Annotated in this window: 30 protein-coding genes and 1 tRNA gene; 18 read left to right on the plus strand and 13 right to left on the minus strand. The window is 68.0% G+C overall.

Annotation, left to right across the window (positions count from 1 at the left end; translation table 11 throughout):
- The first annotated feature begins 28 nt into the window (after window positions 1-28).
- The 4 genes from fen to J2753_RS00790 are packed head-to-tail and all read left to right on the plus strand — an operon-like array spanning window position 29 to window position 2,301.
- Complete coding sequence (gene fen / locus J2753_RS00775; RefSeq protein WP_209489491.1) at window positions 29-1,009, plus strand: flap endonuclease-1; 981 nt, start codon at window positions 29-31, stop codon at window positions 1,007-1,009.
- 49 nt (window positions 1,010-1,058) lie between these two features.
- Complete coding sequence (locus tag J2753_RS00780) at window positions 1,059-1,343, plus strand: hypothetical protein (protein ID WP_209489493.1); 285 nt, start codon at window positions 1,059-1,061, stop codon at window positions 1,341-1,343.
- A complete protein-coding gene (locus tag J2753_RS00785) occupies window positions 1,340-1,714 on the plus strand; it encodes a hypothetical protein (protein ID WP_209489495.1) in 375 nt (124 codons plus the stop codon). Before J2753_RS00780 ends, J2753_RS00785 begins: the two co-directional genes overlap by 4 nt.
- Window positions 1,711-2,301, plus strand: a complete 591-nt coding sequence (locus tag J2753_RS00790; RefSeq protein WP_209489497.1) for a DUF7504 family protein — start codon at window positions 1,711-1,713, stop codon at window positions 2,299-2,301. Before J2753_RS00785 ends, J2753_RS00790 begins: the two co-directional genes overlap by 4 nt.
- Here J2753_RS00790 and J2753_RS00795 read toward each other — a convergent pair whose 3' ends face one another.
- Window positions 2,302-2,760: a hypothetical protein gene (locus J2753_RS00795; RefSeq protein ID WP_209489499.1), complete on the minus strand. Its 459-nt coding sequence runs from the start codon at window positions 2,758-2,760 to the stop codon at window positions 2,302-2,304.
- A gap of 83 nt (window positions 2,761-2,843) precedes the next feature.
- On the opposite strand from J2753_RS00795, the gene J2753_RS00800 reads away from it, so the two are divergent.
- From J2753_RS00800 to gatE, 6 genes are all read left to right on the plus strand, one after another.
- Window positions 2,844-3,119 carry a BolA family protein gene (locus J2753_RS00800; RefSeq protein WP_209489501.1) on the plus strand — a complete coding sequence of 92 codons (276 nt, stop codon included), beginning with the start codon at window positions 2,844-2,846 and terminating at the stop codon, window positions 3,117-3,119.
- A gap of 54 nt (window positions 3,120-3,173) precedes the next feature.
- On the plus strand, window positions 3,174-4,583 hold the full coding sequence (locus J2753_RS00805) for a class II fumarate hydratase (protein ID WP_209489503.1): 1,410 nt from the start codon (window positions 3,174-3,176) through the stop codon (window positions 4,581-4,583).
- 52 nt (window positions 4,584-4,635) lie between these two features.
- Window positions 4,636-5,034, plus strand: a complete 399-nt coding sequence (locus J2753_RS00810; RefSeq protein ID WP_209489505.1) for a type II toxin-antitoxin system death-on-curing family toxin — start codon at window positions 4,636-4,638, stop codon at window positions 5,032-5,034.
- Between the two features lie 32 nt (window positions 5,035-5,066).
- Complete coding sequence (locus J2753_RS00815; protein WP_209489507.1) at window positions 5,067-5,237, plus strand: hypothetical protein; 171 nt, start codon at window positions 5,067-5,069, stop codon at window positions 5,235-5,237.
- 122 nt (window positions 5,238-5,359) lie between these two features.
- Window positions 5,360-5,758: a hypothetical protein gene (locus J2753_RS00820; RefSeq protein ID WP_209489509.1), complete on the plus strand. Its 399-nt coding sequence runs from the start codon at window positions 5,360-5,362 to the stop codon at window positions 5,756-5,758.
- A gap of 55 nt (window positions 5,759-5,813) precedes the next feature.
- Window positions 5,814-7,760, plus strand: a complete 1,947-nt coding sequence (gene gatE / locus J2753_RS00825) for a Glu-tRNA(Gln) amidotransferase subunit GatE (protein WP_209489511.1) — start codon at window positions 5,814-5,816, stop codon at window positions 7,758-7,760.
- A 21-nt stretch (window positions 7,761-7,781) separates the two neighbouring features.
- On the opposite strand, the gene J2753_RS00830 is transcribed toward gatE, so the two are convergent.
- A complete protein-coding gene (locus tag J2753_RS00830; RefSeq protein ID WP_209489513.1) occupies window positions 7,782-8,267 on the minus strand; it encodes an Lrp/AsnC family transcriptional regulator in 486 nt (161 codons plus the stop codon).
- A 196-nt stretch (window positions 8,268-8,463) separates the two neighbouring features.
- Here J2753_RS00830 and J2753_RS00835 point away from each other — a divergent pair, with 196 nt between their 5' ends.
- A complete protein-coding gene (locus J2753_RS00835) occupies window positions 8,464-9,396 on the plus strand; it encodes a DMT family transporter (RefSeq protein ID WP_209489515.1) in 933 nt (310 codons plus the stop codon).
- 13 nt (window positions 9,397-9,409) lie between these two features.
- Here the strand turns inward: J2753_RS00835 and J2753_RS00840 are convergent, their stop codons facing one another.
- The 4 genes from J2753_RS00840 to J2753_RS00855 form a co-directional block, all read right to left on the minus strand.
- Window positions 9,410-10,273, minus strand: a complete 864-nt coding sequence (locus tag J2753_RS00840) for an RNA methyltransferase (protein WP_209489517.1) — start codon at window positions 10,271-10,273, stop codon at window positions 9,410-9,412.
- Window positions 10,270-10,848, minus strand: coding sequence for a hypothetical protein (locus J2753_RS00845; protein ID WP_209489519.1), 579 nt, complete (start codon window positions 10,846-10,848; stop codon window positions 10,270-10,272). The genes J2753_RS00840 and J2753_RS00845 overlap by 4 nt, the downstream gene beginning before the upstream one ends.
- A 116-nt stretch (window positions 10,849-10,964) precedes the next feature.
- Window positions 10,965-13,184 (minus strand): PAS domain S-box protein, encoded by a 2,220-nt coding sequence (locus tag J2753_RS00850; protein ID WP_209489521.1) that lies wholly within the window; start codon window positions 13,182-13,184, stop codon window positions 10,965-10,967.
- Window positions 13,185-13,524: 340 nt separating this feature from the next.
- Window positions 13,525-13,598: transfer RNA gene (locus J2753_RS00855), tRNA-Lys, on the minus strand.
- A 99-nt stretch (window positions 13,599-13,697) separates the two neighbouring features.
- Between J2753_RS00855 and J2753_RS00860 the strand changes: the two genes are divergently transcribed.
- Window positions 13,698-15,146, plus strand: a complete 1,449-nt coding sequence (locus J2753_RS00860; protein WP_209489523.1) for a DHH family phosphoesterase — start codon at window positions 13,698-13,700, stop codon at window positions 15,144-15,146.
- A 188-nt stretch (window positions 15,147-15,334) separates the two neighbouring features.
- Here the strand turns inward: J2753_RS00860 and J2753_RS00865 are convergent, their stop codons facing one another.
- Complete coding sequence (locus tag J2753_RS00865; protein ID WP_209489525.1) at window positions 15,335-15,625, minus strand: PRC-barrel domain-containing protein; 291 nt, start codon at window positions 15,623-15,625, stop codon at window positions 15,335-15,337.
- An 86-nt stretch (window positions 15,626-15,711) separates the two neighbouring features.
- On the opposite strand from J2753_RS00865, the gene J2753_RS00870 reads away from it, so the two are divergent.
- Window positions 15,712-16,452: a proteasome assembly chaperone family protein gene (locus J2753_RS00870; protein WP_209489527.1), complete on the plus strand. Its 741-nt coding sequence runs from the start codon at window positions 15,712-15,714 to the stop codon at window positions 16,450-16,452.
- Between the two features lie 6 nt (window positions 16,453-16,458).
- On the opposite strand, the gene J2753_RS00875 is transcribed toward J2753_RS00870, so the two are convergent.
- A complete protein-coding gene (locus J2753_RS00875; RefSeq protein ID WP_209489528.1) occupies window positions 16,459-16,980 on the minus strand; it encodes a hypothetical protein in 522 nt (173 codons plus the stop codon).
- Between the two features lie 39 nt (window positions 16,981-17,019).
- A complete protein-coding gene (locus J2753_RS00880; protein WP_209489530.1) occupies window positions 17,020-18,138 on the minus strand; it encodes a pyridoxal phosphate-dependent aminotransferase in 1,119 nt (372 codons plus the stop codon).
- A 223-nt stretch (window positions 18,139-18,361) separates the two neighbouring features.
- On the opposite strand from J2753_RS00880, the gene J2753_RS00885 reads away from it, so the two are divergent.
- Genes J2753_RS00885 through J2753_RS00895 form a run of 3 tightly spaced genes read left to right on the plus strand, consistent with a single transcriptional unit; the run spans window position 18,362 to window position 20,936 of the window.
- Window positions 18,362-19,402 (plus strand): ABC transporter substrate-binding protein, encoded by a 1,041-nt coding sequence (locus J2753_RS00885; RefSeq protein ID WP_209489532.1) that lies wholly within the window; start codon window positions 18,362-18,364, stop codon window positions 19,400-19,402.
- Window positions 19,399-20,184 carry an ABC transporter permease gene (locus J2753_RS00890; protein WP_209489534.1) on the plus strand — a complete coding sequence of 262 codons (786 nt, stop codon included), beginning with the start codon at window positions 19,399-19,401 and terminating at the stop codon, window positions 20,182-20,184. Before J2753_RS00885 ends, J2753_RS00890 begins: the two co-directional genes overlap by 4 nt.
- Complete coding sequence (locus J2753_RS00895; RefSeq protein WP_209489536.1) at window positions 20,181-20,936, plus strand: ABC transporter ATP-binding protein; 756 nt, start codon at window positions 20,181-20,183, stop codon at window positions 20,934-20,936. Before J2753_RS00890 ends, J2753_RS00895 begins: the two co-directional genes overlap by 4 nt.
- 17 nt (window positions 20,937-20,953) lie before the next feature.
- Here J2753_RS00895 and J2753_RS00900 read toward each other — a convergent pair whose 3' ends face one another.
- The 3 genes from J2753_RS00900 to J2753_RS00910 are packed head-to-tail and all read right to left on the minus strand — an operon-like array spanning window position 20,954 to window position 22,124.
- Window positions 20,954-21,394: an RDD family protein gene (locus J2753_RS00900; protein WP_209489538.1), complete on the minus strand. Its 441-nt coding sequence runs from the start codon at window positions 21,392-21,394 to the stop codon at window positions 20,954-20,956.
- 60 nt (window positions 21,395-21,454) lie between these two features.
- Entirely contained in the window at window positions 21,455-21,937 is a 483-nt protein-coding gene (locus J2753_RS00905; protein ID WP_209489540.1) for an RDD family protein, read from the minus strand.
- Between the two features lie 34 nt (window positions 21,938-21,971).
- A complete protein-coding gene (locus J2753_RS00910; protein WP_209489542.1) occupies window positions 21,972-22,124 on the minus strand; it encodes a hypothetical protein in 153 nt (50 codons plus the stop codon).
- 81 nt (window positions 22,125-22,205) lie between these two features.
- Between J2753_RS00910 and J2753_RS00915 the strand changes: the two genes are divergently transcribed.
- Window positions 22,206-23,630, plus strand: a complete 1,425-nt coding sequence (locus tag J2753_RS00915) for a DEAD/DEAH box helicase family protein (RefSeq protein WP_209489544.1) — start codon at window positions 22,206-22,208, stop codon at window positions 23,628-23,630.
- Here J2753_RS00915 and J2753_RS00920 read toward each other — a convergent pair.
- Complete coding sequence (locus tag J2753_RS00920) at window positions 23,627-24,031, minus strand: hypothetical protein (protein ID WP_209489546.1); 405 nt, start codon at window positions 24,029-24,031, stop codon at window positions 23,627-23,629. The two genes, J2753_RS00915 and J2753_RS00920, sit on opposite strands and share 4 nt — an antisense overlap.
- 120 nt (window positions 24,032-24,151) lie before the next feature.
- Between J2753_RS00920 and J2753_RS00925 the strand changes: the two genes are divergently transcribed.
- On the plus strand, window positions 24,152-25,687 hold the full coding sequence (locus tag J2753_RS00925; RefSeq protein WP_209489548.1) for a DUF790 family protein: 1,536 nt from the start codon (window positions 24,152-24,154) through the stop codon (window positions 25,685-25,687).
- Window position 25,688 lies beyond the last annotated feature (1 nt).

A 25,688-nucleotide genomic window follows, 5' to 3' on the forward strand; every position in this document is an offset into this window, starting at 1 on the left:
TCAAGCCCGACGGTCGGCTAGCCGACCCATGGGCAACGCGGATCTTCGCGACGTCGCGGTCATCGAGGACGTCACCTTCGACTCGCTGTCGGGGAGCGTCGTCGCCGTCGACGCGCACAACTGGCTCTACCGGTATCTGACGACGACGGTGAAGTTCACCGCCGACAGCGTCTACACCACCGAATCGGGCGAGGAAGTCGCCAATCTCGTCGGCGTCGTCCAGGGGCTGCCGAAGTTCTTCGAGGCCGACGTGACCCCCGTGCTGGTGTTCGACGGCGGCGTCACCGAACTCAAAAGCGAGGAGGTCGAGCGCCGCCGCGAACAGCGCGAGAAAGCCGAGGAGCGCCGGCAGGAGGCCGAGGCGGCCGGCGAGTCCGTCGAAGCCGCGCGGCTGGAGGCCCGGACCCAGCGCCTGACCGAGACTATCCACGAGACCACCCGCGGGCTGCTGGACCGCCTCGACGTGCCGTACATCGAGGCGCCCGCCGAGGGCGAGGCGCAGTGTGCGCACATGGCCGCCGTCGGCGACGCCGACTACGCCGGCAGCGAGGACTACGACACCATGACGTTCGGCTCGCCGCGAACGCTCCGACAGCTCACCTCCAAGGGCGCGCCCGAACTGATGGACCTCGAGAAAACCCTCGAGAAACACGACATCACCTACGAACAGCTCGTCGACGTGGCGCTGCTGATGGGCACCGACTTCAACGAGGGCGTCAGCGGCTACGGCCCCAAGACCGCGGTAAAGGCTGTGAAGGAACACGGCGACATCTGGGGGGTGATGGACGCCGAGAACGTTTACGTGGAGAACGCCGACCGGGTTCGGGAACTCTTTTTCGACCCGCCGGTCACCGACGACTACGACCTCGACCTCGATATCGACCCCGACCTCGACGCCGCCCGCGAGTACGTCACCGAGGCGTGGGAGGTCGACCCCGACGAGGTCGAACGCGGCTTCGAGCGCATCAAGGAGTCGCTGGTCCAGACCGGGCTGGACGACTGGACGTAGCGGTGCCGAACCCCGGTACACTTATCTATAGCGGGTATCAGCTTCCGCTATGTTCGTCGAGCGCGCGCTCACCATCTCGACCACCCTCGCCCTCGCCGGCTCGTTCGTCTTCTCGCTGATCGCTGCCCGAGGGTTCTGGGACGCGCCGTTCGGCAACGTGCTCCGACCCCTCCCGATCGCGTTCGGTGGGTTCCTCACGGCGGCGCTCCCCACCGCGCTTGGTGTGCCGGTGCCGCTTGCCTACCGCGTCGTCGTCGCCAGCGGCGCCGTGCTCGCCGCGTTCGTCGCCGCCGCTGAAGGGGTCGTCCTACTCTCGGGGTGGCGGCAGGTATGACCGGGGTGACGCCGCTGGGGCTGCTCGCGCTGCTCGACGCGCTGACGCTGCTGGTGACCAGTGCACTGTTGCTCTACCCCGTCGTGCGCTACTCGACCAACGTCGCCCACCCGCGCGGCACCCTCGCGCTCTCGGCTGCCTTTTTCCTGCTGACCGTCGCCGCCGTCGACGCCGTACTGTACGGCGCGAGCCTCCGGCTCTCGGCGGTCGTGCTGCTCGCGTCACTTGCCTCACTCGTCGGCACCGCGGCGTTCGCCCGACCGTTCCTCTCGCTGCCGGCCCGGCCCGGCGACACCGGCGCCGACGCCGGCGACGACGCCACGGAGCCGGCGCCGTTCGAGTCCCAGTTCGGACAGGAGGGTGACCGATGAGCTTCTCCGTGGAGATGGGGCTAGGGCTCGCTCCCGAGTCCGAACAGGGGGTGAGCAGCCGAGCGGCCTCGCGGACCGAGAGCGCGACCGCTTTGCAGCCCGGCGCCCAGACCCTGCTGACGATGCCGTCAATGAGCACCGGGCTGTCGCATCTCCCGGACGCCGCCGGCGAGAACCTGCTCGTCGTCTCGCCGTGGGCGCCAAGCCGGGTCGAGAGCGCGCTCCGGGACCACGAGCTGCCCGTCGGGAACTGCGGGCTGATCCCGGTCAACGGCTCGCCAGTGACGTACGACGGGCCGCTCTGGACCACCGACGCCGTACCCCCGTCGGACCTGACGGGGCTCTCGATGCGCTACTGCGAGGCGATGCGCCACGTCGAACCCGGCGAGGGCTGGGTGCTGATCGACAACGCGCAGGTGCTGTTGATGTACGCCGACGACGAGCGAGTCGGGCGCTTGCTCGGGCGCCTCACCCAGCAGGCCCGCGAGCGTGAGGTGACCGGCGTGCTCGCGGTCGACCGTGGGGCGGTAGCGATGGAGACGCTCGCGCGGCTTCGCAACCTCGTCGACGCCGTCGTCGAACGCTGATTACGGCTGCTCGAACGCGACCGACAGCGCCGCGTCCGCCGACGATGCCGTCAGTGCGATGGCGACCGCGGCGTCGACGCCGTCCGGCTCCCGAACGATCTCGAAACAGTCGATCCGGATCACGTAGCGACCGTCGTCGACAGTGCCGCGCAGCACCGGGCCGGTGCTCGTGAGCACGACGTACGGCGGCGCCGGCACGGGTCTGGCGGGCAGTCGGTCGCCCGCGGCCTCGACGGCGTCGGCGAGCACGCGCGGGTACGTTCCGAGGACGCCGCGGTCCTCGAGTTCGGCACGGAGCGGGGCGACCAGCGCGTCGCGGTCGGTCGTCGCCGGCCGGCCGTCGTCGAGGCGTGGCCAGTCGGCCGCCACTGCGTCGGCGGCAGCGAGGGTTGCGTCGATGGTTGATTCGTGGGCCGCGAGCAGCTGCTCGCGCGCGGCGGCCGCGCGGTCGGCGGGCATGGCCGTCGCTGGGACCGGGGGCGGCTTGAGCCTACCCTTCCCCCACCGACTCGCTTTTCCGCGTCGCCCACCGGGAGTCGAGTATGACCCCCGACGAACTCGAGGAACTCATCGAGGACGGTATCGAGGACGCCGACGCGACGGTCGACCTGCCGCGGGCCCACCACGACCGGAACCATCAGGACGCTCACTTCGCCGCAGTCGTCGTCTCGCCGGCGTTCGAGGGCGAAGGGCTGGTCCAGCAACACCAGATGGTGTACGACGCCGTCGGCGAGGCGATGACCGACAGCGTCCACGCACTGGAAATCGAGACGTACACGCCCGAAGAGTACGAGGCACAGGAAGCGGCCGAGGAGTAGATCGCCGACGCCGACACCGGTGGGTTTTACGCCGTACCGCCCGACAGAGCGCGCATGAGCGAGGACTACCGGATCGAAGAGGACAGCCTCGGCGAAGTGCAGGTACCTGCAGACGCCTACTGGGGCGCCCAGACCCAACGCGCGGTGCAGAACTTCCCCATCTCGGATACCGTGTTCGGCCGACGGTTCGTCCGCGCGCTGGGCATCGTGAAGAAGTCCGCCGCGCGGGCGAACCGCGATCTGGGCCACCTCGACGACGAAACCGCCGAGGCCATCGTCGCCGCCGCCGACGAAGTGATCGAGGGCGAGCACGACGACCAGTTCCCGGTCGACGTGTTCCAGACCGGGTCGGGCACCTCCTCGAACATGAACGCCAACGAGGTGATCGCCAACCGCGCCGCCGAGATCGCCGGCGCCGAGGTGGGCGACCGCGTCGTCCACCCCAACGACGACGTGAACTTCGGGCAGTCATCCAACGACGTGATCCCGACCGCGATGCACGTCGCCGCGCTGGAGGCCCTCGAGAACGATCTCGTTCCCGCGCTCGAAGTGCTCGAAATCGAACTCGAGGAGAAGGAACGCCTGTTCGACGGCGTCGTCAAGACCGGCCGCACCCACTTGCAGGACGCTACGCCCGTCCGACTCGGCCAGGAGTTCGGCGGCTTCCGCACACAGGTCGAGAAGGGCCGCGAGCGACTCGACAGCGTCCGCCCGCGACTGGAGGAACTGGCGCTGGGCGGCACCGCGGTCGGGACGGGGCTCAACACCGACCCCGAGTTCCCCGAACTCGCCGCGGAGTACATCGCCGAGGAGACCGGCCTCGGCTTCCGTGAGGCCGACAACCACTTCGAGGCACAGTCGGCCCACGACGCCATGAACGAGGCCCACGGCGCGCTCCGTGTGATCGCCGGCAGCCTGAACAAGATCGCCAACGACCTCCGCCTGCTGGCATCCGGCCCGCGGAACGGCCTCGGCGAGATCGAGCAGCCGGAAAACCAGCCCGGCAGTTCGATCATGCCCGGCAAGATCAACCCCGTCGTCGCCGAGGCGGTGAATCAGGTCCACAAGCAGGTCGTGGGCAACGACGCCGCCGTCTCCGCGGGCGCCGCGGAGGGCCAGATCGACCTGAACCTCTATAAGCCCGTCATCGCACACAACTTCCTCGAGTCCGCGGAGCTGCTGACCAACAGCGCGACGACGTTCGCCGAGAAGTTCGTCGCGAAACTGGAGGCAAACGAGGCCCACTGCGAGGCACAGGTCGAACGCTCGATGGCGCTGGCGACGGCGCTGAATCCGGCGATCGGGTACGACAAGGCGTCGAAAGTGGCGAAGAAGGCGCTCGCTGAGGGCAAGTCGGTGAAAGAGGTCGCTGTTTCGGAGGGCTACCTGACTGAAGCGGAGGCCGAGGAGGTGCTGGATCCGGAGAAGATGACCCACACCGGGATTCTGGGCGACGAGGACTGAACCGGCCTCCCAGTAACAACGGTTATTCGGCTCGATGATGAATCGGGGGACTGTGGCGGACGAGTTCGCGTACCCCTCCCCCGAAACGGTCCTCGACCTCCACGAGCAGATCGTCGACGAGAGAGATGCAACCGAGCCCGGCGTCCGATCCGAAGCAGCCGTGGAGTCGGCTATCGAGTACGTTTCAGCGGGGTTCTTCGGGAAGGTCCCGAAATCGATCCACGAGAAAGCCGTCCACCTGATGCGGCTACTCGTCGCGGACCATCCGTTCGTTGATGGGAACAAGCGAACCGCACTCCGGACCGTGGTCGTCTTCTACATGCTGAACGGGTACACCTTTGAGTACGGCAACGAGATCCGTGCGTTGCTTCGACGCTTCGCAACCGACGAAGCCGAGGTCGATGTCGAAACGGCAGTCGTCTACTTTCGGGCGTGCGCCCGCCGGAACTGATAAACGGTCACACCGAATACGTGTCCCCAGAGATGGCGTCCAGTAGCGACTCCGCTACGGCTGTCGACGAGGAAGCGCGTCGACTGTACGAGCGGTATCAGGCAGCCGAGACCGACGAGGAGCGCCGCGAGATCGCGTTGGAGATGGGGAAGCTCGACGGCCGGCGCCACGAGGAGATCTACGCTGCACTCGAAGACGAGTGATCGTCAGTACGTTCAGTTGGTGATCAGAACTACGGGCACCGACGGTTGACGGGTCGGGGCGCTTCGCTTCACTTTTGTCGTGGAAAAAAAGACAGTTACCGAGACCGGCGGTGTCGGACGACGTGAAGAACCACTGGTCCCTGCTGTTCGTTCTGGCCGTGCTGGTCGGCGTCATCCTCGCCAGCGTCGGCAGCTACTTCCTCCGGGAGGCGTACGTCTGTTCGTCGACGGGGATGGTCTCCGTCGAGACGGCCACGAGCAACGCCGCGGACGACGCCGTCGCGTTCGACTGCCTCTCCGACCGTCAGCAGGAACTGTTCGGCCGAGCGCTCAGGAACGGCCACGTGACTGTTAACGACGAGTTCGAGATGCCCCGCAGGGTAGGCTACGAGAACGAGACATACGCTGTCTACAGAGCTCACGGCGACCGCTGCTGGATGATCACGGTTCCTGCCGCACCCGTTGCCCTGCTCGGCCTCCTCCTCGTCGGCTTCGGCGGCCGCCGACTCGGGCCGGAGTAGCCACGACCGCCCGCGACTGACACCCTTTTTACCCCCGCCGCTCCCCAAACTACCCATGAGCGACGACGCCCGCGACTACGAGGACCTCGGCCTCGTGGCCGGCCTCGAGATCCACCAACAGCTCGACACCGAGACGAAGCTGTTCTGCGAGTCGCCCACGGACCTCCGCGAACCGGCGGAGGCGACCCACACGATCACCCGGGAGCTCCACCCCACCCGGAGCGAACTCGGTGAACTCGACGAGGCGGCGATGGAGGAGAGCCGCGTCGACCGCACGTTCGAGTATCTCGCCTACGACACCACCTGTCTGGTCGAGGAGGACGACGAGCCGCCCGCCCGCATCGGCCAGGAGGCCCTCGACGTGGCGATGGGCATCGCCGACCTGCTCGACGCCACCGTCGTCGATCAGGGCCACGTGATGCGGAAACTCGTCATCGACGGCTCGAACACCTCGGGCTTCCAGCGCTCGATGCTGTTGGCCCAGAACGGCGAGATCGAGACTGACGAGGGGAGCGTCGGCATCGTCGACGTGATGCTGGAAGAGGAGTCCGCCCAGCGCGTCGAGGAAACCGACGAAGGCGTGCGCTACTCGCTCGACCGCCTCGGCATCCCGCTGATCGAGATCGGGACCGCACCGGACATCAGTACGCCCGAGCAGGCCTACGAAGCAGCCGAGCATATCGGGATGCTCCTGCGCTCGACGGGATCGGTCAAGCGCGGTCTGGGGACCATCCGGCAGGACGTGAACGTCTCCATCGAAGACGGCGCCCGTGTCGAAATCAAGGGCGTGCAGGCGCTGGGCGACATCCGCGACATCGTCGCCGGCGAAGCAGACCGGCAGGTCGAACTGCTCGAGATCCGCGAGGAACTGGAGGCCCGCGACGCCGCGGTCGGTGAGGTCGAGGACGTGGCCACCGTCTTTTCCGACACCGACTCGGGCGTGATCCGCGGCGCACTCGACTCGGGCGGCGAGGTGCTTGCCGTGCCGCTCTACGGCTTCGACGGCCTCGTCGGCCGGGAGATCCAGCCAGACCGCCGACTCGGCACCGAACTCTCCGATCACGCCAAGCGCGCCGGCGCGGGCGGCATCTTCCACACCGACGAACTGCCGGCCTACGGCGTGACCGAAGAGGAGGTCGAGGCCCTCAAGACCGCCGTCGACGCCGGGGAGAACGGCAGCGAGGAGCAAAGCTCCTCGGGCAACCGGAAACGGACCGTTTCCGGTGACAGCCGGCCGGAGGCCGGCGACGCCGTCGCGCTCGTCGCCGCCAATTCGGACGTTGCTGGACAGGCTATTCAGGCCGCCGCCGACCGCGCCCGGACCGCTATCGAGGGCGTGCCCGAGGAGACCCGCGGCGCCAACGACGACGGGACGACCCGCTACCTCCGGCCGCTCCCCGGCGCCGCGCGGATGTACCCCGAGACCGACGTGCCGCCGGTCGAACCGGACCCGAGCGAGGTCGAGACGCCCGAACTCCTCACGGAGCGCGTGAAGCGCTACGCCGAGGAACTGGGGCTGGATGAGGGTCTCGCCGAGCAGGTCGCCTACGGCCGCCGGATGGTGCTGTTCGAGGAGGCCGTCGAGGCGGGCGTCGACCCCACTTTCGCCGCCTCGACGCTGGAGTCCACCCTCACGGAACTCAGTCGCGAGGGCGTCGACGTGGAGTCGATCCGCGACGACGCGCTGCTCGGGACTCTCCTGCTGGTCGAGGAGGGCGAACTGCCGAAAGAGGGCGTCAACCCCGTGCTGACGGCGTTGGCTGAGGACCCCGAACTCACGCCCGAGGCGGCGATGGAGGAGGAGGGCGTCGGCGGCGTCAGCGAGGGGGAAGTCCGCGAGGCGGTGCAGGAGGTCGTCGAGCGCAACGCCGAGCAGGTCGAGGCGGAGGGGATGGGTGCCTTCTCCGGCCTCATGGGCGAGTGCATGGGCGCGCTGCGCGGGCAGGCCGGCGGCGATCTCGTGAGCGAGGTGCTGCGCGAGGAGATCCAGAAGCGCGCCTGATCGGTCGAGCAGTCCGTTTTCCTACTCGTCGGCGAGCATCTCGATCAGCGAGTCCAGTGAGTAGCTTTCGAGGGGTCGCTGGCCGTCCCGCAGCGACTTGATCACGAACGTCGAGTCGGTGCGGTCGATCTCCTCGACGTCCTCGAACGCCCGGATCAGGCGCTCCACGTCGTCGCTGTCGGCCAGACGGGCGACGACGACGAAGTCGGTCTCGCCCATCGTGAAGTACGCCTCCGTCACCCCCTCGATGGAGAGCAGGCGTTCGCTCAACTGCTCGTGAGAGCCGCTGTAGTCCGCGAGCACCTCGATGACGACGGTGACCCCGAGTCCGAGCGCGTCGAGGTCCAGATCGTACAGATCGTTCTCGATGATCCCGTCTTCCCGGAGGTTGTTCAGCCGGTAGTGGATCGTCGAGACGGGGATGTCGGTCTCCTCGTGGAGGCGTTCGGGGCTGCCGGTGCCGAGGTCGGAGATGGCCTTCAGCAGGCGCACGTCACGCTCGTCCATATCTCCCGGTTCGGGACCCGAACTCAAAGGGATTGGGGTGGATTGAACTTCTCGAACAATAGAACCGCGTATTTTCGAAGCAGAGTCAAATTTTCGACCTACCGCAGAAGACAAGCATAAGTACGGGCCTCGATTCGGTACAAACACGAAAATGAATGCGATTCGCTGGAGTCGCGGCCAACTTCTGGCCGCTCTGTTGTTCGTTTCCCTTGCGTGGCTGTGGGGCGGGGCGTTCGTCGCCATCGAGATGGGGCTGGGGTCGGTGCCGCCGCTGTGGTTCGCGGGTCTGCGCTACCTGCTTGCGGGCGCGGTCATCTCGGGCGTCGCCGCCGCGACCGGCCGGTTCAAGCCGAAAGACCGCAATGAGTGGCTCTCGGTCGGCGTCGTCGGGATCCTCGTCGTCGCCGGCTACCACGGGCTGCTCTATCTCGGGACGACCGTGATCTCCGGGTCGGTCTCCTCGGTGATCGTCAGCCTCTCGCCGGTGCTGACCACCGTCGCCGCCGGCCTGCTGCTGGCCGACGAGTCGCCCGGCATCGTGGACGGCCTGGGGCTGCTGTTCGGCCTCGCGGGCGTCGTCGTCATCGCCGATCCGGGCGGGAGTTCGGTCCCCCTCTCGGGGGTCGCGCTGGTGTTCGTCGGCGTCGCGCTGTTCGCCAGCGGGTCGGTCGGCCTGCGCGCGCTGGAGTCGGAGCTCCCCGCCGCGGCGCTGCAGGGCTGGGCGATGCTGCTCGGCTCGTTGGTGCTCGTCGGCGGCGCCGTGCTCCGCAGGGAGTCGTTCCCCGTCCACGTCGCCCGTGGCGAGTCCGCGCTCCCGTTCGTCTACCTCGTGCTCGGTGCCGGTGTGCTCGGCTACCTGACCTACTTCGAACTGCTCTCGCGAGTCGGCCCGGTCCGGGTGAACCTCGTGGCCTACCTCGAACCGGTGACGGCGGCGATGGGCGCGTGGGCCGTGCTCGGCCGTGCGCCGACGACGACCACCGCGGCAGGGTTCCTGCTCGTGGCCTGCGGCTTCGTGCTGGCGACGGTCGAGAACCCGCTCGAGAAGCTCGGAATCGGGGGGTCGGAGGAGGTCGTCCGGAGCGACCTCTCGGAGAACGGGAGCGTCGAAATCCACTACGCCGACTGAGCCGACCGCCGCCTCAGCGCCGCAGTTCGTCCGGTTCGTCGAGTTCGTCGAGCAGTTCCCGGCGCTCGTCGAGTTGGTCGGTCGCGCGCCGCAGGACGCCCAGCAGCGTGGTGACCTCCCGGTCGGTGGGGTTCGCGCGGCCGACGAGGCGGCGGAACATGCGCTCGGTCTTCTCGTGTTTGTGCTCGCGGTGGCCCATCGCCGTCAGGAACTCGTCCCAGTAGTCGTGCAGGCGCTCGACTTCGGCCGGGTCGGCGCGGTGGGCCTCCATATCGGGCAGTTGGGTCCCGCTGTCTTCGAGGGTGAGCGTCCGGAGTCCGTACAGCGTCACCGTCGCCGCCTGCCCGAGGTTCATCACGGGGTAGTCGGGGTCGGCGGGGATCGACGCCACCTGATCCAACTGCTCCAGTTCCTCGTTCGAGAGGCCCTTGTCCTCGCGACCGAACACGAGCGCAACAGGGGCATCGACGCCGCGTAGCTGATCGGTCAGCTTCTCGGGCGTGGTGTAGGGGAACCGGACGTGCTTGCGGCTGTCCTCGCCGGTGATGGCGGTAAAGCCGACGGTGTGGTAGTTCGCACAGACCTCCTCGAACGTGACCTCCTCGGCGCCGGGGAGGATATCCTGCCGGGCGTGGCCGGCGAAGCCGTACGCCTCCCCCTCGGGTTCGATTTCGGGCGGATCGACCAGCAGCAGGTCCTCGAGCCCGAAGTTCTTCATCGCCCGGGCGATGGTGCCGACGTTGCCCGGCGTCTGGGGCTCGACGATACAGACCGAGATGTCGGGGGCCGCGCCGGTCTCCGTGTCGGCTTCCGTGCCGGCACCAGCGTCCGCATCGGCGTCGATACCGTCGTCGTCGCGGGTCGCGTCCTCGCTCATCCGCTGGGGTACTCGGTGTCGAGATCGAGGTCGTCCATGTCGAGGTCCTCGGTCGCCCCCTCGTCGTCGCTCTCGGGGACGCGCAGGTCGTAGCGCTTCTCCTCGTAGTCCGCGGCGTCCTCGAGGCGGCGCTGGGCCTCCTCGGGCGTCGGGAGGTTCGGGAGCGACTCGGGCGCCTCCTCGACGTGCTCGTCGGGGCCGTACTCCTCGGGTGCCCGGTTGCCGGCGGCGAACCACTCGTGGAACAGGTCGCGGAACTGTTCCTCGCCCGTGCGGTCGCTGCCGCCTTCCTCGCGGAACCAGTAGAGGAAGTCCGCCTCGTGGTGCTCACAGAGCAGCACCTCGTCGCCGGGTTCGCCGTAGACGATGGCCGCGGGGTTGGCCTGCTGCTTCGCTTCCTCGCCGTGCTCGAGGTAGCAGGCGTCACACGGCTGGTCGAGCAGCATCCCCAGCCGCAGCAGTCGGTTCCGGGTGTCGTCGCTCATCTCGTCGAGCGGGGCCCACTCCCCGTCGTCGGTGAACACTTCTTCCTCGTCGAACCGCCAGCCGCGAAGGCCGACGCTCACTTTCGCCATTATCGTCGGTTCCCGCTACGCGGCCAAAAAGGGCGCGCTCCCGGCCCGTCCGGTCACACACTCGCTGTGGCGGTCCCCAAGAATCGGCCCCATGTCGGCTCTGCTCGGTGCGTCCGTCAGGCGGTCTCAACGTCCGTGATCTCGAAGCGCGCCCCGCCGGCCTCGCTCTCGGTGACCGAGATCTCCCAGCCGTGAGCGACCGCCAACTGCCGGACGCTCGCCAGTCCGACCCCCTGCCCGCCGCTTTTCTCGGTACTCCCGATGTCGAACACGTTCTCGCGCTCCGCCTCGGGGATCCCGGGGCCGTCGTCGGCGACGTAGAAACCGCCAGAGAGATCGCCGACGGTGACGGTGACTTCCTCGTCGCCATCGACGGCGGCGTCAGACAGCGTCTGGCTGCCAGTGCCGCCGTGCTCCACGGCGTTTTTGAGGAGGTTCTCCAGCAAGCGCGTCAGCGCGCCCTCGTCGGCACGGATCGATCGCTTGGACTCGACGACGAGGGTCGCCCCCGCCGTCTCCAGTGAGTCCCAAGTCGAGCGAGCCACCGCCGCGAGGTCGACCGTGTCGATGTCGCTCACCAGTTCACCCTCCCGCATCACGCCCGCCAAGTCCTCGATGAGTTCGTCGAGGCGGTCGAGCGCCGCCTCGGCCTGTTCGAAATGCTCGGTCTCCCCGGTGTCTCGGGCGAGTTCGAGCCGTCCGCGGACGACGCTCAGCGGCGTCCGGAGGTCGTGGGAGAGCACGCTGGCGAACTCGTCGAACTGCGTTAGCTGTCGTTCCAGCCGGCGTTCGCGGCGCTTCCGATCCCGGATGTCCCGGCCGATCCCCGCGACGTAGACGTTCCCCTCGTCGTCGATGATCCGGCGTTTCCGGAACTCGAAGGGGATGGTCTCCCCGTCCTTGGTCAGGATCGGCGCCGCAGTCGTCGCCGAGCCCGTTTCGAGGGCGTGCTGGATATCCGACTCCACCTGCGGGCGGGCGTCGGGCGGGAACAGCGCCAGCGGCGACATCGCGAGCAGTTCCTCGCGGCTGTAGCCGGTCACGGTCGCCTGCTCGCCGATCCGGACGATGTTCCCCTCGGGGTCGAACAGGTAGAACACGTCGTCCAGCACGTCGAGCGCGTAGTCGAGCAGGTCCTTCGACGCGTCCGGCGAGGACTCGCGCTCGTGTTGTTCGGTCGTGTCCCGAGTCACTTTGAGGAACCCCTGATGGGTCCCGTCGTCGTCGAACACGGCAGTGATGAGCACCCTCCCCCAGAACCGCGAGCCGTCCTTGCGGACACGCCAGCCCTCGTCCTCGATGGAGCCCTCGGCCAACGCCTGGTCCAGTAGCTCGTCGGGGTAGCCCATCTCGGCTTTCGACTGCGGGTAGAACACCGAGAAGTGGCGGCCGAGGATCTCCTCGCGCTCGTAGCCCTTGAGCCGCTCGGCGCCGCGGTTCCAGCTGGTGACGAACCCCTCGGTGTCGAGCGCGAAGATGGCGTACACCTCGACGGCGTCGATGAACTGCTCGAAGCGCTGGCGCTCCCGTTCGAGGGTCTGCCGGACCTCCTTCTGCTCGGTGATGTCCTGTACCAGACAGAGCAGCGTGCCGTCGTCGGTGTAGGTGAGCGCGTGGTCGATAACCAGCCGGTCGCCGTTCTTGCAGCGCTGGACGCTTTCGCCGCGCCAGCGGTCGTTCTCCGGCACCGCCGGCAGGATCTCCTCGTACACCTGCTGGACGTGCTCCTCGGGGTAGAGCATCTCCCAGTGCTCGCCGACCATCTCCACGCGGTCGTAGCCGAAGATGTCGGCGTAGGCGGCGTTGACGTAGAGGAAGGTACCCTCCTCGTCGAGAAAGGCGATCCCCTCGCGGGCGGTCTCGAGCGCGGAGAAGCCGCGTTCGACCTCCCGGGTTGCGTAATGCTGCTCGACGGCGTTCTCGACGCGGTGGGCGAGCACGGTGTACTGGTCGGTGCCACGCTCCTTCTGGAGATAGTCGGTCACGCCCGCGGAGATGGCTTCGCTGGCGATCTCCTCGCTGCCCTTCCCGGTGAACAGGATGAACGGGACGGCGAGCTCTCGCTCCCGAACGGTCTCGAAGAACGCAAGCCCGTCCCGTCCGGGCATCTCGTAGTCGCTGACGATACAGTCGACATCGACGCGGTCGAGGCAGTCGAGCGCGTCGGCGACGGTCTCCTCGGTCACCACCTCCAGGCTGTCGCTCTCGCGTTCGAGATAGATCGACACGAGTTCGGAGAAGTCGGGGTCGTCGTCGACGTGGAGCACCGTGATCGAACGCTGCGACGGTTCCCCCGGGATGCTGTAGTTCGGCGGCGCCTCTGGCGACGAGCGCATACGCCTTCCTTCGGGAACGAACGGGAAAACCGTAGGGGGGTTCGTTTCGGATAGAAGCGGGCGGAAGGGATTGTGAACTACGTCGAGACTCGCTGCGCTCGTCTCGCCTCGTTCAACCTCCCTTCCGCCGACGTGCCACACGCGACACGGCCGACTCGCGTTGTCGCCGGCTTCGCAGGGCACCAGCGAGACCGACAGTCTCGCATTGATCGTCGACGGTGCGTCGCGGGAAATGTCGGCGGGCCGGAAGGGATTTGAACCATGGTCGTTCGCTGTCGCTCACTCCCCGGTTCAGAATCCCTTCGTGGCGTTTTCACTGCTCACTTCGTTCGCAGGAAAACGGGCCGGAAGGGATTTGAACCCTCGACCGACGGATTAAGAGTCCGTCGCTCTCCCTAACTGAGCTACCGGCCCTCACAATCACATCCCGGCGGCGTGATAAAGAGGGTTTCCTTTTCGAACCGAGCCGAACGGTGGACCTTAAGTGTCGTCCCGCGGAACCACTCCCTACACATGAGCACCGGGGTCAGTATCTCCTCGATGTCGTCGTACGCCATTCTCGGCTGCGGGAGCGTGGGCCACGCCGTCGCCGAGTCGCTCGACGCCGAGGGGAAAGACGTCCTCATCCTCGACAAGGACGAGGACCGCGTTGAGGCACTGCGGGACCAGGACCTCAACGCCGTCGTCCAGGATATCGCCGGCCCCGGCGTCGTCGACGCCGTCGCCGACCGGGACGTCCTGCTGATTCTCGCCTCCGACGTGGAGGCAAACAAGGCTGCTGTCGAGTCGATCCGCCAGCGCAGCGACGACCAGTTCATCGTCGGCCGGGCCTCCGACCCCGTCAGCGGCGACGAACTCCGGGAACTCGGCGCCGACGTGGTGATCAACCCCTCCGAGGTCATCGCCGACTCCGCACTGCGGACCCTGGAGTCCGGCGAGATGGAGTACAAGGCGCGCCAGTTGGCGGAGATCCTCCGGAACGCCGACGGCGACCTCGCGATCCTGACCCACCACAACCCGGATCCTGACTCCATCGCGAGCGCGGTCGCGCTCCGGGCCATCGCCGAGAGCTACGACGTGGAGGCCGACATCGTCTACGACGGCGACATCGGCCACCAGGAGAACCGGGCGTTCGTCAATCTGCTCGGGATCGAACTCACCGACCGCGAGGACGCGCCGCCGCTCTCCTCCTACGGCGGCCTCGCGCTGGTCGACCACATGAAAAGCGGCGAACTCGAGATCGACGCCGCCATCGACGTGTTCATCGACCACTACGAACCGGACGAGGCCCTCGACGCGACGTTCGTCGACGTCCGGCCCAACGTCTCCGCTACGTCGACGATCCTGACGAAGTACCTCCAGGAGTTCGACATCTCCCCCAGCGAGGCCGTCGCGACGGCCCTGCTCTACGGCATCCGCGCGGAGACGCTGGACTTCAAACGCGACACGACGCCGGCGGACCTGACCGCCGCCGCCTATCTCTACCCCTTCGCCGACCACGAAACCCTCGAACAGGTGGAGTCGCCGTCGATGTCTCCCGAGACCCTGGACGTGCTCGCCGAAGCCATCCAGAACCGCGAGGTCCAGGGGAGCCATCTGATCTCCAACGCGGGGTTCATCCGCGACCGTGACGCGCTCACGCAGGCGGCCTCGCACCTGCTGAATCTCGAAGGCATCACCACCACCGCGGTGTTCGGCATCGCCGAGGACACTATCTACCTCTCGGCGCGCTCGAAGGACATCCGCCTCAACATCGGGAAGGTGCTACAGGACGCCTTCGGCGACATCGGCGAGGCCGCGGGGCACTCGACGCAGGCCAGCGTCGAGATCCCGCTGGGCGTGTTCGGTGGTATCGAGACCACCGAGGAGAACCGCGACACGCTGCTGTCGCTGGCCGAAGAGGCAGTTCGCCGGAAGCTGTTCCAGGCGATGGGTGTTGAAGGCGAAAGTAACGGGTCGTGAACTGACGTCGCGGCAACCGTCAGCCGCGACGGTAGGAATCGACATCGCGGCGACGGGCAGCCGCGACGGTAGGAATCGACGCCGCGGCGACGGGCAGCCGCGACGGTAGGAATCGACGCCGCGGCGACGGGCAGCCGCGGTGGTGAGAATCGACATCGCGGCAACCGTCAGCCGCGACGGTGAACGGACTACGCCAGCGGTTCTTCGGTCTCCTCGGGGCCGCGGAGTCGCTCGATGATGTCGTTGATCAGCACTACGTCGCCGACGGCGCGGACCCAGCGGTAGGGGACCATGACGCCCTTGCCGGACTCGATGTTGCCCTGGAACAGTTCGTTGTTCAGATCCGCGAGCGCGAGCCCCGTCACCTGTTGGGCGCCGAGGTCGAGTCGCACGTCCTCGACTTCGCCGACGAAAACCCCGTTGTTCGAGTAGACCTCCCGGCCGACGAGCGCCGTGATCTCCTGGGAATCGACGTTCATACCTCCGCCGAGGAACCCGTGAACAATAATACTTCGCTGTCCACGCCGCCACAACGCACTTCCACCGGGCGGCCGACCCGCCCAGTATGGTCGAGATCCGCGTGACCGACGAGGCGGTCGATCCGGAGGGAGCGACGCTGATCGAGGGGATGCCGGGCGTGGGGCTGGTCGGCAAGATCGCCACCGACCACATCATCGAGAGCCTCGGAATGACCCAGTTCGCCACCGTCCGGGGCGAGGGCATCCCCCCGGTGACCGTGTTCGACGGGAGCGACCGGGACGTCCACTCCCCGATACGGCTCTACATCGACGACGACGAGGAACTGGTCGCGCTCCGTAGCGACGTACCGGTCCACGTGATGGACGCGCCGCTGTTCGCCGAGCGACTGACGGAGTGGATCGTCGATCACGACGTGCTCCCGATCTATCTCGGCGGCCTTCCCGCGGATCGGGATGCCGACGAAGTCCCCGCCGTCGAAGGAATCGGCGTCGCGGAGGGGCAGACCAACCTCGACGACGCCGCCGTCGCGCCGCCGGAGGACGGCGGGATGATCTCCGGCCCCTGTGGCGCGCTGCTCTCGGAAGCCGTCGACCAGGGCGTCGACGCCATCGGCCTCATGGTCGACACGGACCCGCGGTTCCCGGACCCGCAGGGCTCCCACGCACTGATCAAGCAGGGGATCAACCCCGTCGCCGGCGTCGACGTGGCGACCCAGCGGCTGGTCGACGAGGCAGAGGAGATCATGGAGCAGCGCCAGGAGTTGGCCAAACGGATGCAGCAGGCCGACCAGCACGAGGCCTCGCAGGTCTCGCGGACCTACCAGTAGTCAGGATCAGCTAACCGTAATTCCGCCGTGGACGGCGTCGTTGGCGAGCATCCCGAGCCAGCCGAGCCCGCCGCCGAGCATACAGGCCAGCGGCAGGAACGGCACCGCTATCACGGCCCACGCGCCGACGCCGCGCCAGACCATCTCTATCTGCCAGCCGACGCCGATGCCCGAGAACAGCAGGAACCGGTCGATCATCGCCGCGACGACCGGAATCGGGGCGCCAACGGGGACCGAGAGCATCCCCTCGAGCGCGCCCACGAGATTCTTTCTCCGGGCGAGATAGCCCGCGAGGAACGCCCCGGGCGCACCGACGAGGAACGGCAGTCCCGTCTCCAGTATCCCGGGCCCCTCGTTCGACGTGGTGCCCGTCACCGCGGTAGGACTGGCGGCTGCCGCCGTGGGCATCTCCACCCACCCGCCGAGCGTCGGAAGCAGACAGAGCACGCCGAGGACGGCGCCGCCGGCGACGACGGCGCGCCAGTCCGGATCGATCTCGCTGCCGGGGACCATGTTTCCAAGCGACATGGAGCCAACTAACTGACGAACTGTCAAAAAACTACCCCTTTATATGACGGATTCGTAGGCTTCCGCCATGATCGCCAGCGCCTCCTCTAACTCCTCGGTGCTCGTGGCGTAGGAGATCCGGGCGTACCCCTCGCCGGCGTCGCCGAACGCCTCGCCCGGCACGACGACAACGCCGCGGGCGATACACTCGTCGACGAACCCCTCCGGGACTTCGGGCATCACGTAGAACGCGCCCTCGGGTTCGGGCACGTCGAGGCCGATCTCCCGCAGGCCGTCGACGACCAGATCCCGCCGCGCTTGGAACGTTTCGGCCATCTCCCCGACCACGTCCTGCGGGCCGTTGAGCGCCGATGCAGCGGCGTACTGGGCCGGCGCCGACGCGCAGGCCTGCACGTACTGGTGGGCGCGCAGCATGCGCTCGACGCGTTCCGGGGCGCCCGCGACCCAGCCGAGCCGCCAGCCAGTCATCGAGTACGTCTTCGAGGCAGAGTCGACGATCACGGTCTGCTCGGGCGCGAACTCGGCGGGCGAGCGGTGCTCGCCCTCGAAGAGAATCCGGCCGTACACCTCGTCGGAGATACAGAGCAGGTCGTGCTCTTCCGCGATGCGGCCGAACGCCTCCACGTCCTCGACGGGCGAGACGGCGCCGGTGGGGTTGCCGGGGCTGTTGACGACGAACGCCGCGGTGTCCTCGGTGATGGCCGCCTCGATGGCTCCGGGGTCGATGGTGAGATCGTCCCGAACGGGGACCGGAACCGGTTCGGCGCCCGTCAGCTTCGTCAGCGCGTCGTAGGCGACGAAGCCGGGATCAGGGATGATGACTTCGTCGCCCGGGCCGACGTGGGCCTCCAGGGCGATGTGGAGCGCCTCGCTGCCGCCGGCAGTGGCAATGATCTGCTCGGGGTGGTACTCGAGGCCGAGGTCGCGTTCGTGTTTCTGGACGATCCCCTCGCGGAGTTCGGGGACGCCCTTGTTGCCGGTGTAGGCGTCGGTTTTTCCGGCCTCGATGGCGTCGATGGCGCCCTGCCGGGCGTGCTCGGGCGTCGGGAAGTCGGGCTGGCCGAGGCCGAGGTTGATCGCGTCCTCACCGGCGGCTTCGAACACTTCCCGGATGCCGGAGATGGCGATGCGCTCCACGCGGTCGGAGAACTGGGGCATACCCCGACGTTGGCCGGGATCGCGTTAATGGTTCGCTCTCCGGTGCGGGGACGTAGCGGCAGAAAATTCCGGTTTCGACGACGGGTCGATTCGGCGTCCATCGACGCCATCGGCGCTACGAGCGTCGTTCGCTCCGTATCCCGCCGAGAACCGCCGTCACCGACGAGCCGAGGTTCTCGCCGACGACAGGCCGGAGTTAAGCCGGGAGCGACAACCGTACGTAATGAGTGAGCGACTTCGCAGTTTCTCGCGGCGCGACGCACTGAAAGCGACCGGCACGGCGGCGACGTTCGGCCTCGCAGGCTGTCTGGGCGGTGGCGGCGGCACGGACGAACTTACCGTCGCGTACATGCCCATCTACCCCGACATGCAGTATTTCGTGATGCAGGAGGAGGGGTACTTCGACGAGATGAACGTCGGCATCGACGGCCAGGAGTTCTCCAGCGGCCCCGACATCGTCAAAGCGTACGCCTCCGGCGACATCGACGTCGGCCTGTTCGGCATCGTCCCGGCGATGATCGTGATCGACCGCGGCATCGCCGCCAAGGTCGTCGCCGCCAACATCCAGGAGCCGATGGGAATCATGGCCCACCAGGAGTTCGCGTCGATGTGGGACCCCGAGAACCCCGCCGACGCCTTCGCCCAGTGGCAGTCCGAGAAGGGTCGGCCCTTCGAGTTCGGTACGTTCCCCGAGGGCTCGGTGCCGGACATCCTGCTGCGCTACTGGCTTAGCGACGAGCACGGGATCGACCCGAGCAGCAACGAGAACGTCAAGATCACCGGACTCGGCGGCGCCAACGCGGTGTTCCAGGGGCTCGCCAACGGCGAGGTCGACGGCACCTCGATCATGGAGCCGGTGCCGACGAAGATCCAGAACGCCGACATCCCCTACGAGTTCATCGCCACCTCCGGGGAGTTCATGCCCGGCCAGCCAGCGGCGGTGACGCTGATGACCGACGAGGTCCGCAACAGCGACGCCGGCACGGAGTTCGTCCGCCAGCACCAGCGCGCGACCGAGTTCGTGCAGGCGAACCGTGAGACCGCCGCCGAACACGCGAGCACCGTCATCGGCGAGTCCTCCCTCTCGCCCGAGACGGCGAAGCAGGCGATGGACTCGCCGCTGTCGAACTTCGTCACCGACCCCCACGTCATCGAGGACGGGACCGAAGTGTTCGCGGAGTACGCCGCCGAACTCGGCAAGACCGACGCGCAGCTGAGCATCGATCAGATCTTCGACTACTCGCTCTACGACAGCCTCGAATGAGCACACTGGAGACCGACCTCGGCACCGATTTCGGCGGCGACTACGACCGACGACGCCTCGCTCGGGGCGCGCTGGGCGTCGTCGCCTTCCTCCTCGTCTGGGAGGTCGCGTCGTGGTTCAACCCCGCGTACGTGCTGCCGTCGCCGCGGGCCGTCGCCGAGGTGTTCGTGGTCGAACTCCGGTCGGGCGCGATGCTGACCGCGCTGACCGCGAGCGTCACCCACTGGCTCCCGGGCACCGTCGTCGGCACGACGCTGGGGATCGCACTGGGCGTGACGATGGCCTACAGCGACCTCGCTGACGACGTGGCGACGCCGCTTGTGCGGGTGCTCCGCCCGGTGCCGCCGCTGGCGCTGATCGGCTTCGCCATCGCGTGGATCGGGCTGAACCACGCCGGCGCGGCGTTCATCATCGCCGCGGGCGCGTTCTGGATCAACTACTACGCGGCCTACGGCGGCGTCGACGGCGTCCCCGAGGAGTTCCTCGACGTCGCGAAGTCGCTGGGCGTCGACACCGACCTGGGTCTGGTCCGGAAGGTGGTGCTCCCCTCGGCGCTCCCGGAGATCATCACGGGGATCCGCACCGGGATCGGTCGGTGTTGGATGCTCATCATCGCGGCCGAACTGATGGGCGTGCCCGGCGTGGGTCGGGAGCTCTACACCGCCTCACAGAACCTCTCGGTCGACGCGGTGCTCGCGTACATCCTGCTGATGAGCCTGGTGTATCTCGTGCTCGACACCGGCGTCAAGAGCGTCCAGAACCGGGTGTTGGCGTGGCAATGAGCGGGAGCGACCGACGCGTCGCCGTCGATGGCGTCTCCAAGACCTACGACGGTGAGGACGGCGGCGTCCGCGCGCTGGCGGACGTGAGCTTCGACGTCGAGGACGGCGAGTTCGTCTGCATCGTCGGCCCCTCAGGCTGTGGGAAGACCACACTGTTCCGGATCATCGGCGGGCTAGAGCCCCTGACCAGCGGCGAGGTCCGTCTCTCGGGTGAGCCAGTCACCGGCCCCTCGCCGGATCTCGGCATCGTCTTTCAGGAGTACCACCTGTTCCCGTGGCGGACCGTCCGCGGGAACGTCGCGTTCGGGCTGGAACAGCAGGACCTCGACGCCGGCGCGCGTGAGCAGCGGGTCGCGGAGATGCTCGACCTCGTCGGCCTCGAGGCGTTCGCCGACAGCTACCCCAAGGGGCTCTCCGGCGGGATGAAACAACGCGTCGGCATCGCCCGCGCGCTGGCGGTCGACCCCGAGATCCTGCTGATGGACGAGCCGTTCGGTAGCGTCGACGCCCAGACGCGCTCGATGCTCCACGCCGAGCTCCTGTCGATCTGGCGGGAGACCGAGAAGACCGTGCTGTTCGTCACCCACGACGTCGACGAGGCCGTAACGCTGGCCGACCGCATCGTCGTGATGGAACCCAGCCCCGGCCGGGTGCAGGAGATCGTCGACGTGGACCTCGACCGGCCGCGCGAGCGCACGGACGAGGCGTTCGCCGAGCAGGTCGAGTACGTGCGCGGCCTGATCAGCGAGTAGCCCGCTGATTCGGGCGGTTACTGGCCGGTGTCGCGGACGACGTACGTGTCCGCCAACTCGTCGAACAGTCGCTGATTGTCGTCGTTCGCCGCGATAGCGACCATCCCCACGAACCACGTTGGCCAGCCGCCGAACAGCGCCGGGATGTTCCGGCCGAACGCCTGTCCGTAGTCGATCTCGCTCCCGTCGCGACAGACCACGCGGACGTTCGTCGCCATCTTTCCGAGTGTCTTGCCGTAGGTCCCCTCGAGTACGGTTCCGTAGCCGAGTGCGACGCCGACGAAGGTGAGGACGCCCAGCAACTCCGCACCGGCGGCGTCCACTCCGGGGAAAACGACGACGAGCGCGACGATGGCCACGAGCATCAGGAGGAACATCGCCACGAGGTCGATCAACTGCGCGACGAGGCGAGCGCCGAGGACGTTCACATTGCCGGGGTAGGTGGAGGAGCGGGGCATGGTCCCACCGTCGCCCCGGCGTTCGAAAAGACTACCCCTCAAACCGGCCGCGCCGCCTGATCAGCGAGTGAACTCGGGCGATCGTTTCGCCGTCGTCGCCGGGGCGCTGCTTCCGTCCTTCACGACGTACGTCGCCGCCGCCTGATCGAACAGTCGCTGATTCTGCTCGTCCATCGCGATCACCGCGATCCCGACCAGCCACGTCAGCCAGCCACCGAACAGCGCCGGGATGTTCCGGATGAGCGCCTGCCCGAAACCGATCTCACGGCCGCCCCGACCGACGACGCGGATGTTCGTCGCCATCTTCCCGACGGTCTTGCCGTAGACGCCTTCGAGAACGGTTCCGTAGCCGAGGCCGACGACGAGGACGCCGAGGAAGACCACCCCTTCGCCGGCATTAGCGCCGGCAGCGGCAACCCCGGCGACCGCGAACCCGACCAACAGCACGAACATCAGGACGTAGTCGACGATCTGTACGACGATCCGGTCGCCGACGACATCGACGTTGCCGGGACCGCGTCCGCTGGAGGGCCGCGTGGACATAGTTCCCAGTTAGACCCCGCCGTCAAAAAGCCAACTACTCCTCGAGTTCGTCCCGCAGCGTCTCGATCCGTGTCTCCAACTGCGAGAGCGCCACGTCCGCGTTCATGTAGCCCTGATCGTACTCGCTGTACACTTTGTCGGCGGCGTCGAGGAACTCCTCGACCGCCTCGTCGGTATCGTCGCTCATGGCCGTCGCTACCGGGCGCATCCGGGTAAGCCGTTCGGAGCGCCCCGAAATCCACAAACGTCGCGGCGGCGAACGTCAGGTATGACGCTCGCGCTCCGGTTCGAGGACGGGACCGTCCGGGCCGTGAGCAGCGGGAGCGAAGCTCCCGCGAGCCAGCCGGAACCGTCGTTTGGCGGTTCCGGCGATAGCTCCGGCGACGACGATTCAGTGCTCGCCGCCCTCGCCCACGAACGCGAGTACCTCGAACGCGACGAGCGCAGCGGCGGCTACCGCACTCCTGCGTACCGCTACGCCGACCTCCGGGACGCGCTCGACGACCGCGGCGTCGCGTACCGGGACCGCGTGCTCGAGACGAACTCACTCGAACTCTCCACGCGCTACCAGCTCCGGGAGTACCAGCAGGAGGCGCTGGACGCGTGGCGCGAGGCCGGCGACCGCGGCGTCGTCGAACTCCCCACCGGGGCTGGGAAGACCGTGCTCGCCATCGCCGCGATGGCGGAACTCGGCCTGCCGACCCTCGTTGTGGTTCCCACCATCGACCTGCTGGCGCAGTGGCGCCGCGAACTGGAAGCCGAGTTCGACGTCCCCATCGGCCAGTTCGGCGGCGGCGAGCAGCGCCGGGAGCCGATCACCGTCTCCACGTACGACTCGGCGTACCTCAAGGCGGATGACGTAGGCGACCAGTTCGGCTTCGTCGTCTTCGACGAGGTCCATCACCTCGGCGGCGAGGGCTACCGCGAGATCGCGCGGATGCTCGCCGCGCCCGTGAGATTGGGGCTGACCGCGACGTTCGAGCGCCCCGACGGCGCCCACGAGGAACTCGTCGACCTCGTCGGCCCGCGGGTGTTCAGCCTCGACGCCGACGACCTCGCCGGCGAGCATCTCGCGGACTACGAGATCCGGCGGATCGAGGTCGATCTGGCCCCCGAGGAGCGCGAGGCCTACGAGGAGGCCCAGAGCACGTTCGTCGACTACCTCAATCGCTCCGGCATCTCGATGCGGCAGGGAAGCGACTATCAGGAACTCGTGAAGCGCTCCGGCCGCGATCCCGAGGCGCGGGAGGCGCTACTGGCCAAACAGCGCGCTCGCCGAATCGTCCGCGAGGCCGACGAGAAAGTCGCGGAACTGGGGACGCTGCTGGACCGCCACCGCGACGACCGCGTGATCGTTTTCACTGCGAGCACGGATCTGGTGTACCGACTCTCCGAGCGCTACCTCCTGCCGGCGATCACCAACGAGACCGGCGCGCCCGAGCGCCGGGAGATTCTGGATCGGTTCCGCTCGGGGGAGTACTCCCGAGTCGTGACCGCGAACGTGCTCGACGAGGGCGTCGACGTGCCTGACGCGAACGTCGCGGTGCTGCTGGCCGGGTCCGGGAGCGAGCGGGAGTTCACCCAGCGGCTCGGCCGGATCCTCCGCCCGAACGCCGACGGCTCACAGGCGCTGCTCTACGAGGTCGTCAGCGAGGAAACTGCCGAGGAGCGCGTCGCCGAGCGCCGGCGCTAGAGCTGACCCTGCCAGCCGTAGGAGATACCCCCGTTGCCGGCCCACTGCTCGTAGGCCACATCGAAGACGAGGTCGAACTCGGCCTCGGTGTTGCCGTCCAGCGAGACCTGCCGTCTGGCCTCGTACTCAGTCGACCCCGACTCGCCCTGGACCGTCGCAATCCCCACGAGCGTGTCGCGCTGGCTGCTGGCGGCGGTGTTCTCGACGGTGACCGCGAAGACGAGCGAGCCGTCCTCGCCCTCGCGGGGGACCGCGTCGACGATCCGGAGGTTACGCCCGCCTTCCGGCGTCGGGCCACCTTTCGGCGTCAGCGGCGGGGTTCGCGGCCCGGACTCGTCACGGGCGCCGAGACAGCCAGAGAGGGCGACGGCGGCCAGCGGGAGGAATCGTCGGCGTTTCACGCTCCCCAATAGACCGGGGGACACAATCAGCGTTCCCCCTGATGGCCGAGAGACGTCCCGCGTCGAAGCCCCGAAGGCCCGCTCCGGCGGCGTTTTAGGGGCCCACCGCCTACCTCGACTGTGCTGCGGAAGGACCACCTCCGAGTGTCGCGAGCGGGTGGCGGCTACCACCCGCAGTTCACCGACGAGGGCGACCGAGCGCTGGCAGCGAGCCTGCTCGGGACGTTTCAGGGCCACGTCGGCGAGCCGCGCTCGCGACTCCGGGACGCGCTCGAGACGGCCGAGCGCGAGGCCGATTCGTTCAAACTCGTCCGCGGGCTGGCGGCGCTGCTGGAGCGCGAAGCCGTCTTCGAGACCCAAGCTGACGTGCCGCCGCGTCGGACCCGCCGGGCGGTCTTCGAGAGCGCGGAGTCGGTCGGCGTCGCCAGCGACGGCGAGCGAGCCGAGGCGCTCTCGCTGGCCGCGGGTCGGCTGGGCGTCGACGCCGGCGCCGTCGAGTCGTCGCTGTATGCCGACCGCAAGGAGAACCAGATCCTCGACGCGTTCGAACCGCGCTGGGACCCCGAGACGCTGCTCTCCCAGTACGACCTCTCGCTGGCCCAGACGGCGCTGTTCGACGCCACGGAGGTCCGCGTGCGCTCCTCGGAGCCCGCGGATCTGGTCAGTGCGGTCAAACGGCTGGGACTGATGTACGAGGTCCGGCGGACCGACGAGGGGCGAGAACTCGTCGTCACGGGCCCGGACACGCTGTTCTGCGCGACCCGGCGCTACGGCACGAGCTTCGCCCGCCTGCTGCGCTCGGTCGCCAAAACCGACGACTGGCGGCTCTCGGCGACCATCGACGACCGCGGGCGCGAGCGGACGATGACGCTGATCGACGAGGACGTGTCGGTACCGGGCGTCGACCCCGTGGCGGAGCCGACCTACGACTCCGCGGTCGAGTCTGAGTTCGCCGCGGCGTTCGAGAGCCTCGACACCGACTGGGAGCTGCTCCGGGAGCCGGAGCCGCTGGCAACCGGGAACCGGGTGATGATCCCGGACTTCGCGTTCGACTACGCGCCGGCGGGGGCCGAGGGGGAGGCCGTCGCCGACCGCTTCCGGGTGTACTTCGAGATCATGGGGTTCTGGACGCCCGAATACGTCGAGAAGAAGCTCTCACAACTCGAAACCGTCGAGGACGTGGAACTCCTTGTCGCCGTCGACGAGTCCTTAGCCGCAAGCGAGGCTATCGAGGCCCGCGACCACCGGGCGATCCCCTACTCGGGCTCGGTTCGCGTGAAGGACGTGCTCGACGCCCTCCGGGAGTTCGAGGCGGATCTCGTCGCCGACGCGGCCGCCGATCTTCCCGAGCAGATCGTCCCCGACGCAGGTGCCGTAGGCTTGGAGGAACTGGCCGCCGAACAGGGCGTGAGCGTCGACGCCGTCGAGGGGAAGTCGTTCCCCGAACACCGACTCGTCGGGCGCACGCTCGTCCGCCCCGCGGTCCTCGAGGAAGCGGGCGAGGGAATCGAGGCCGGGATGGACCTCGCTGCGGCCGAAGAGTGCCTCACGGAGTTCGGCCTCACCGACGCCTCGGCGGCGCTCTCGGCGCTCGGCTACCGGGTCGAGTGGGAGGGGCTCAGCGGCGGGACGGTTCAAGAGAAAGACGGGGAGTAGA

It is taken from the genome of Halolamina salifodinae, from assembly GCF_017874235.1.
GTDB classification, from domain to species: Archaea; Halobacteriota; Halobacteria; order Halobacteriales; family Haloferacaceae; genus Halolamina; species Halolamina salifodinae.

What these genes read in the sequence shown, in the direction of transcription:
- fen (WP_209489491.1), top strand. Translation starts at nt 29, where the DNA reads ATGGGCAACGCGGATCTTCGCGACGTCGCGGTCATCGAGGACGTCACC.
- J2753_RS00780 (WP_209489493.1), top strand. Translation starts at nt 1,059, where the DNA reads ATGTTCGTCGAGCGCGCGCTCACCATCTCGACCACCCTCGCCCTCGCC.
- J2753_RS00785 (WP_209489495.1), top strand. Translation starts at nt 1,340, where the DNA reads ATGACCGGGGTGACGCCGCTGGGGCTGCTCGCGCTGCTCGACGCGCTG.
- J2753_RS00790 (WP_209489497.1), top strand. Translation starts at nt 1,711, where the DNA reads ATGAGCTTCTCCGTGGAGATGGGGCTAGGGCTCGCTCCCGAGTCCGAA.
- J2753_RS00795 (WP_209489499.1), bottom strand. Translation starts at nt 2,760, where the DNA reads ATGCCCGCCGACCGCGCGGCCGCCGCGCGCGAGCAGCTGCTCGCGGCC.
- J2753_RS00800 (WP_209489501.1), top strand. Translation starts at nt 2,844, where the DNA reads ATGACCCCCGACGAACTCGAGGAACTCATCGAGGACGGTATCGAGGAC.
- J2753_RS00805 (WP_209489503.1), top strand. Translation starts at nt 3,174, where the DNA reads ATGAGCGAGGACTACCGGATCGAAGAGGACAGCCTCGGCGAAGTGCAG.
- J2753_RS00815 (WP_209489507.1), top strand. Translation starts at nt 5,067, where the DNA reads ATGGCGTCCAGTAGCGACTCCGCTACGGCTGTCGACGAGGAAGCGCGT.
- gatE (WP_209489511.1), top strand. Translation starts at nt 5,814, where the DNA reads ATGAGCGACGACGCCCGCGACTACGAGGACCTCGGCCTCGTGGCCGGC.
- J2753_RS00830 (WP_209489513.1), bottom strand. Translation starts at nt 8,267, where the DNA reads ATGGACGAGCGTGACGTGCGCCTGCTGAAGGCCATCTCCGACCTCGGC.
- J2753_RS00840 (WP_209489517.1), bottom strand. Translation starts at nt 10,273, where the DNA reads ATGAGCGAGGACGCGACCCGCGACGACGACGGTATCGACGCCGATGCG.
- J2753_RS00845 (WP_209489519.1), bottom strand. Translation starts at nt 10,848, where the DNA reads ATGGCGAAAGTGAGCGTCGGCCTTCGCGGCTGGCGGTTCGACGAGGAA.
- J2753_RS00850 (WP_209489521.1), bottom strand. Translation starts at nt 13,184, where the DNA reads ATGCGCTCGTCGCCAGAGGCGCCGCCGAACTACAGCATCCCGGGGGAA.
- J2753_RS00860 (WP_209489523.1), top strand. Translation starts at nt 13,698, where the DNA reads ATGAGCACCGGGGTCAGTATCTCCTCGATGTCGTCGTACGCCATTCTC.
- J2753_RS00865 (WP_209489525.1), bottom strand. Translation starts at nt 15,625, where the DNA reads ATGAACGTCGATTCCCAGGAGATCACGGCGCTCGTCGGCCGGGAGGTC.
- J2753_RS00870 (WP_209489527.1), top strand. Translation starts at nt 15,712, where the DNA reads ATGGTCGAGATCCGCGTGACCGACGAGGCGGTCGATCCGGAGGGAGCG.
- J2753_RS00875 (WP_209489528.1), bottom strand. Translation starts at nt 16,980, where the DNA reads ATGTCGCTTGGAAACATGGTCCCCGGCAGCGAGATCGATCCGGACTGG.
- J2753_RS00880 (WP_209489530.1), bottom strand. Translation starts at nt 18,138, where the DNA reads ATGCCCCAGTTCTCCGACCGCGTGGAGCGCATCGCCATCTCCGGCATC.
- J2753_RS00885 (WP_209489532.1), top strand. Translation starts at nt 18,362, where the DNA reads ATGAGTGAGCGACTTCGCAGTTTCTCGCGGCGCGACGCACTGAAAGCG.
- J2753_RS00890 (WP_209489534.1), top strand. Translation starts at nt 19,399, where the DNA reads ATGAGCACACTGGAGACCGACCTCGGCACCGATTTCGGCGGCGACTAC.
- J2753_RS00895 (WP_209489536.1), top strand. Translation starts at nt 20,181, where the DNA reads ATGAGCGGGAGCGACCGACGCGTCGCCGTCGATGGCGTCTCCAAGACC.
- J2753_RS00900 (WP_209489538.1), bottom strand. Translation starts at nt 21,394, where the DNA reads ATGCCCCGCTCCTCCACCTACCCCGGCAATGTGAACGTCCTCGGCGCT.
- J2753_RS00905 (WP_209489540.1), bottom strand. Translation starts at nt 21,937, where the DNA reads ATGTCCACGCGGCCCTCCAGCGGACGCGGTCCCGGCAACGTCGATGTC.
- J2753_RS00910 (WP_209489542.1), bottom strand. Translation starts at nt 22,124, where the DNA reads ATGAGCGACGATACCGACGAGGCGGTCGAGGAGTTCCTCGACGCCGCC.
- J2753_RS00915 (WP_209489544.1), top strand. Translation starts at nt 22,206, where the DNA reads ATGACGCTCGCGCTCCGGTTCGAGGACGGGACCGTCCGGGCCGTGAGC.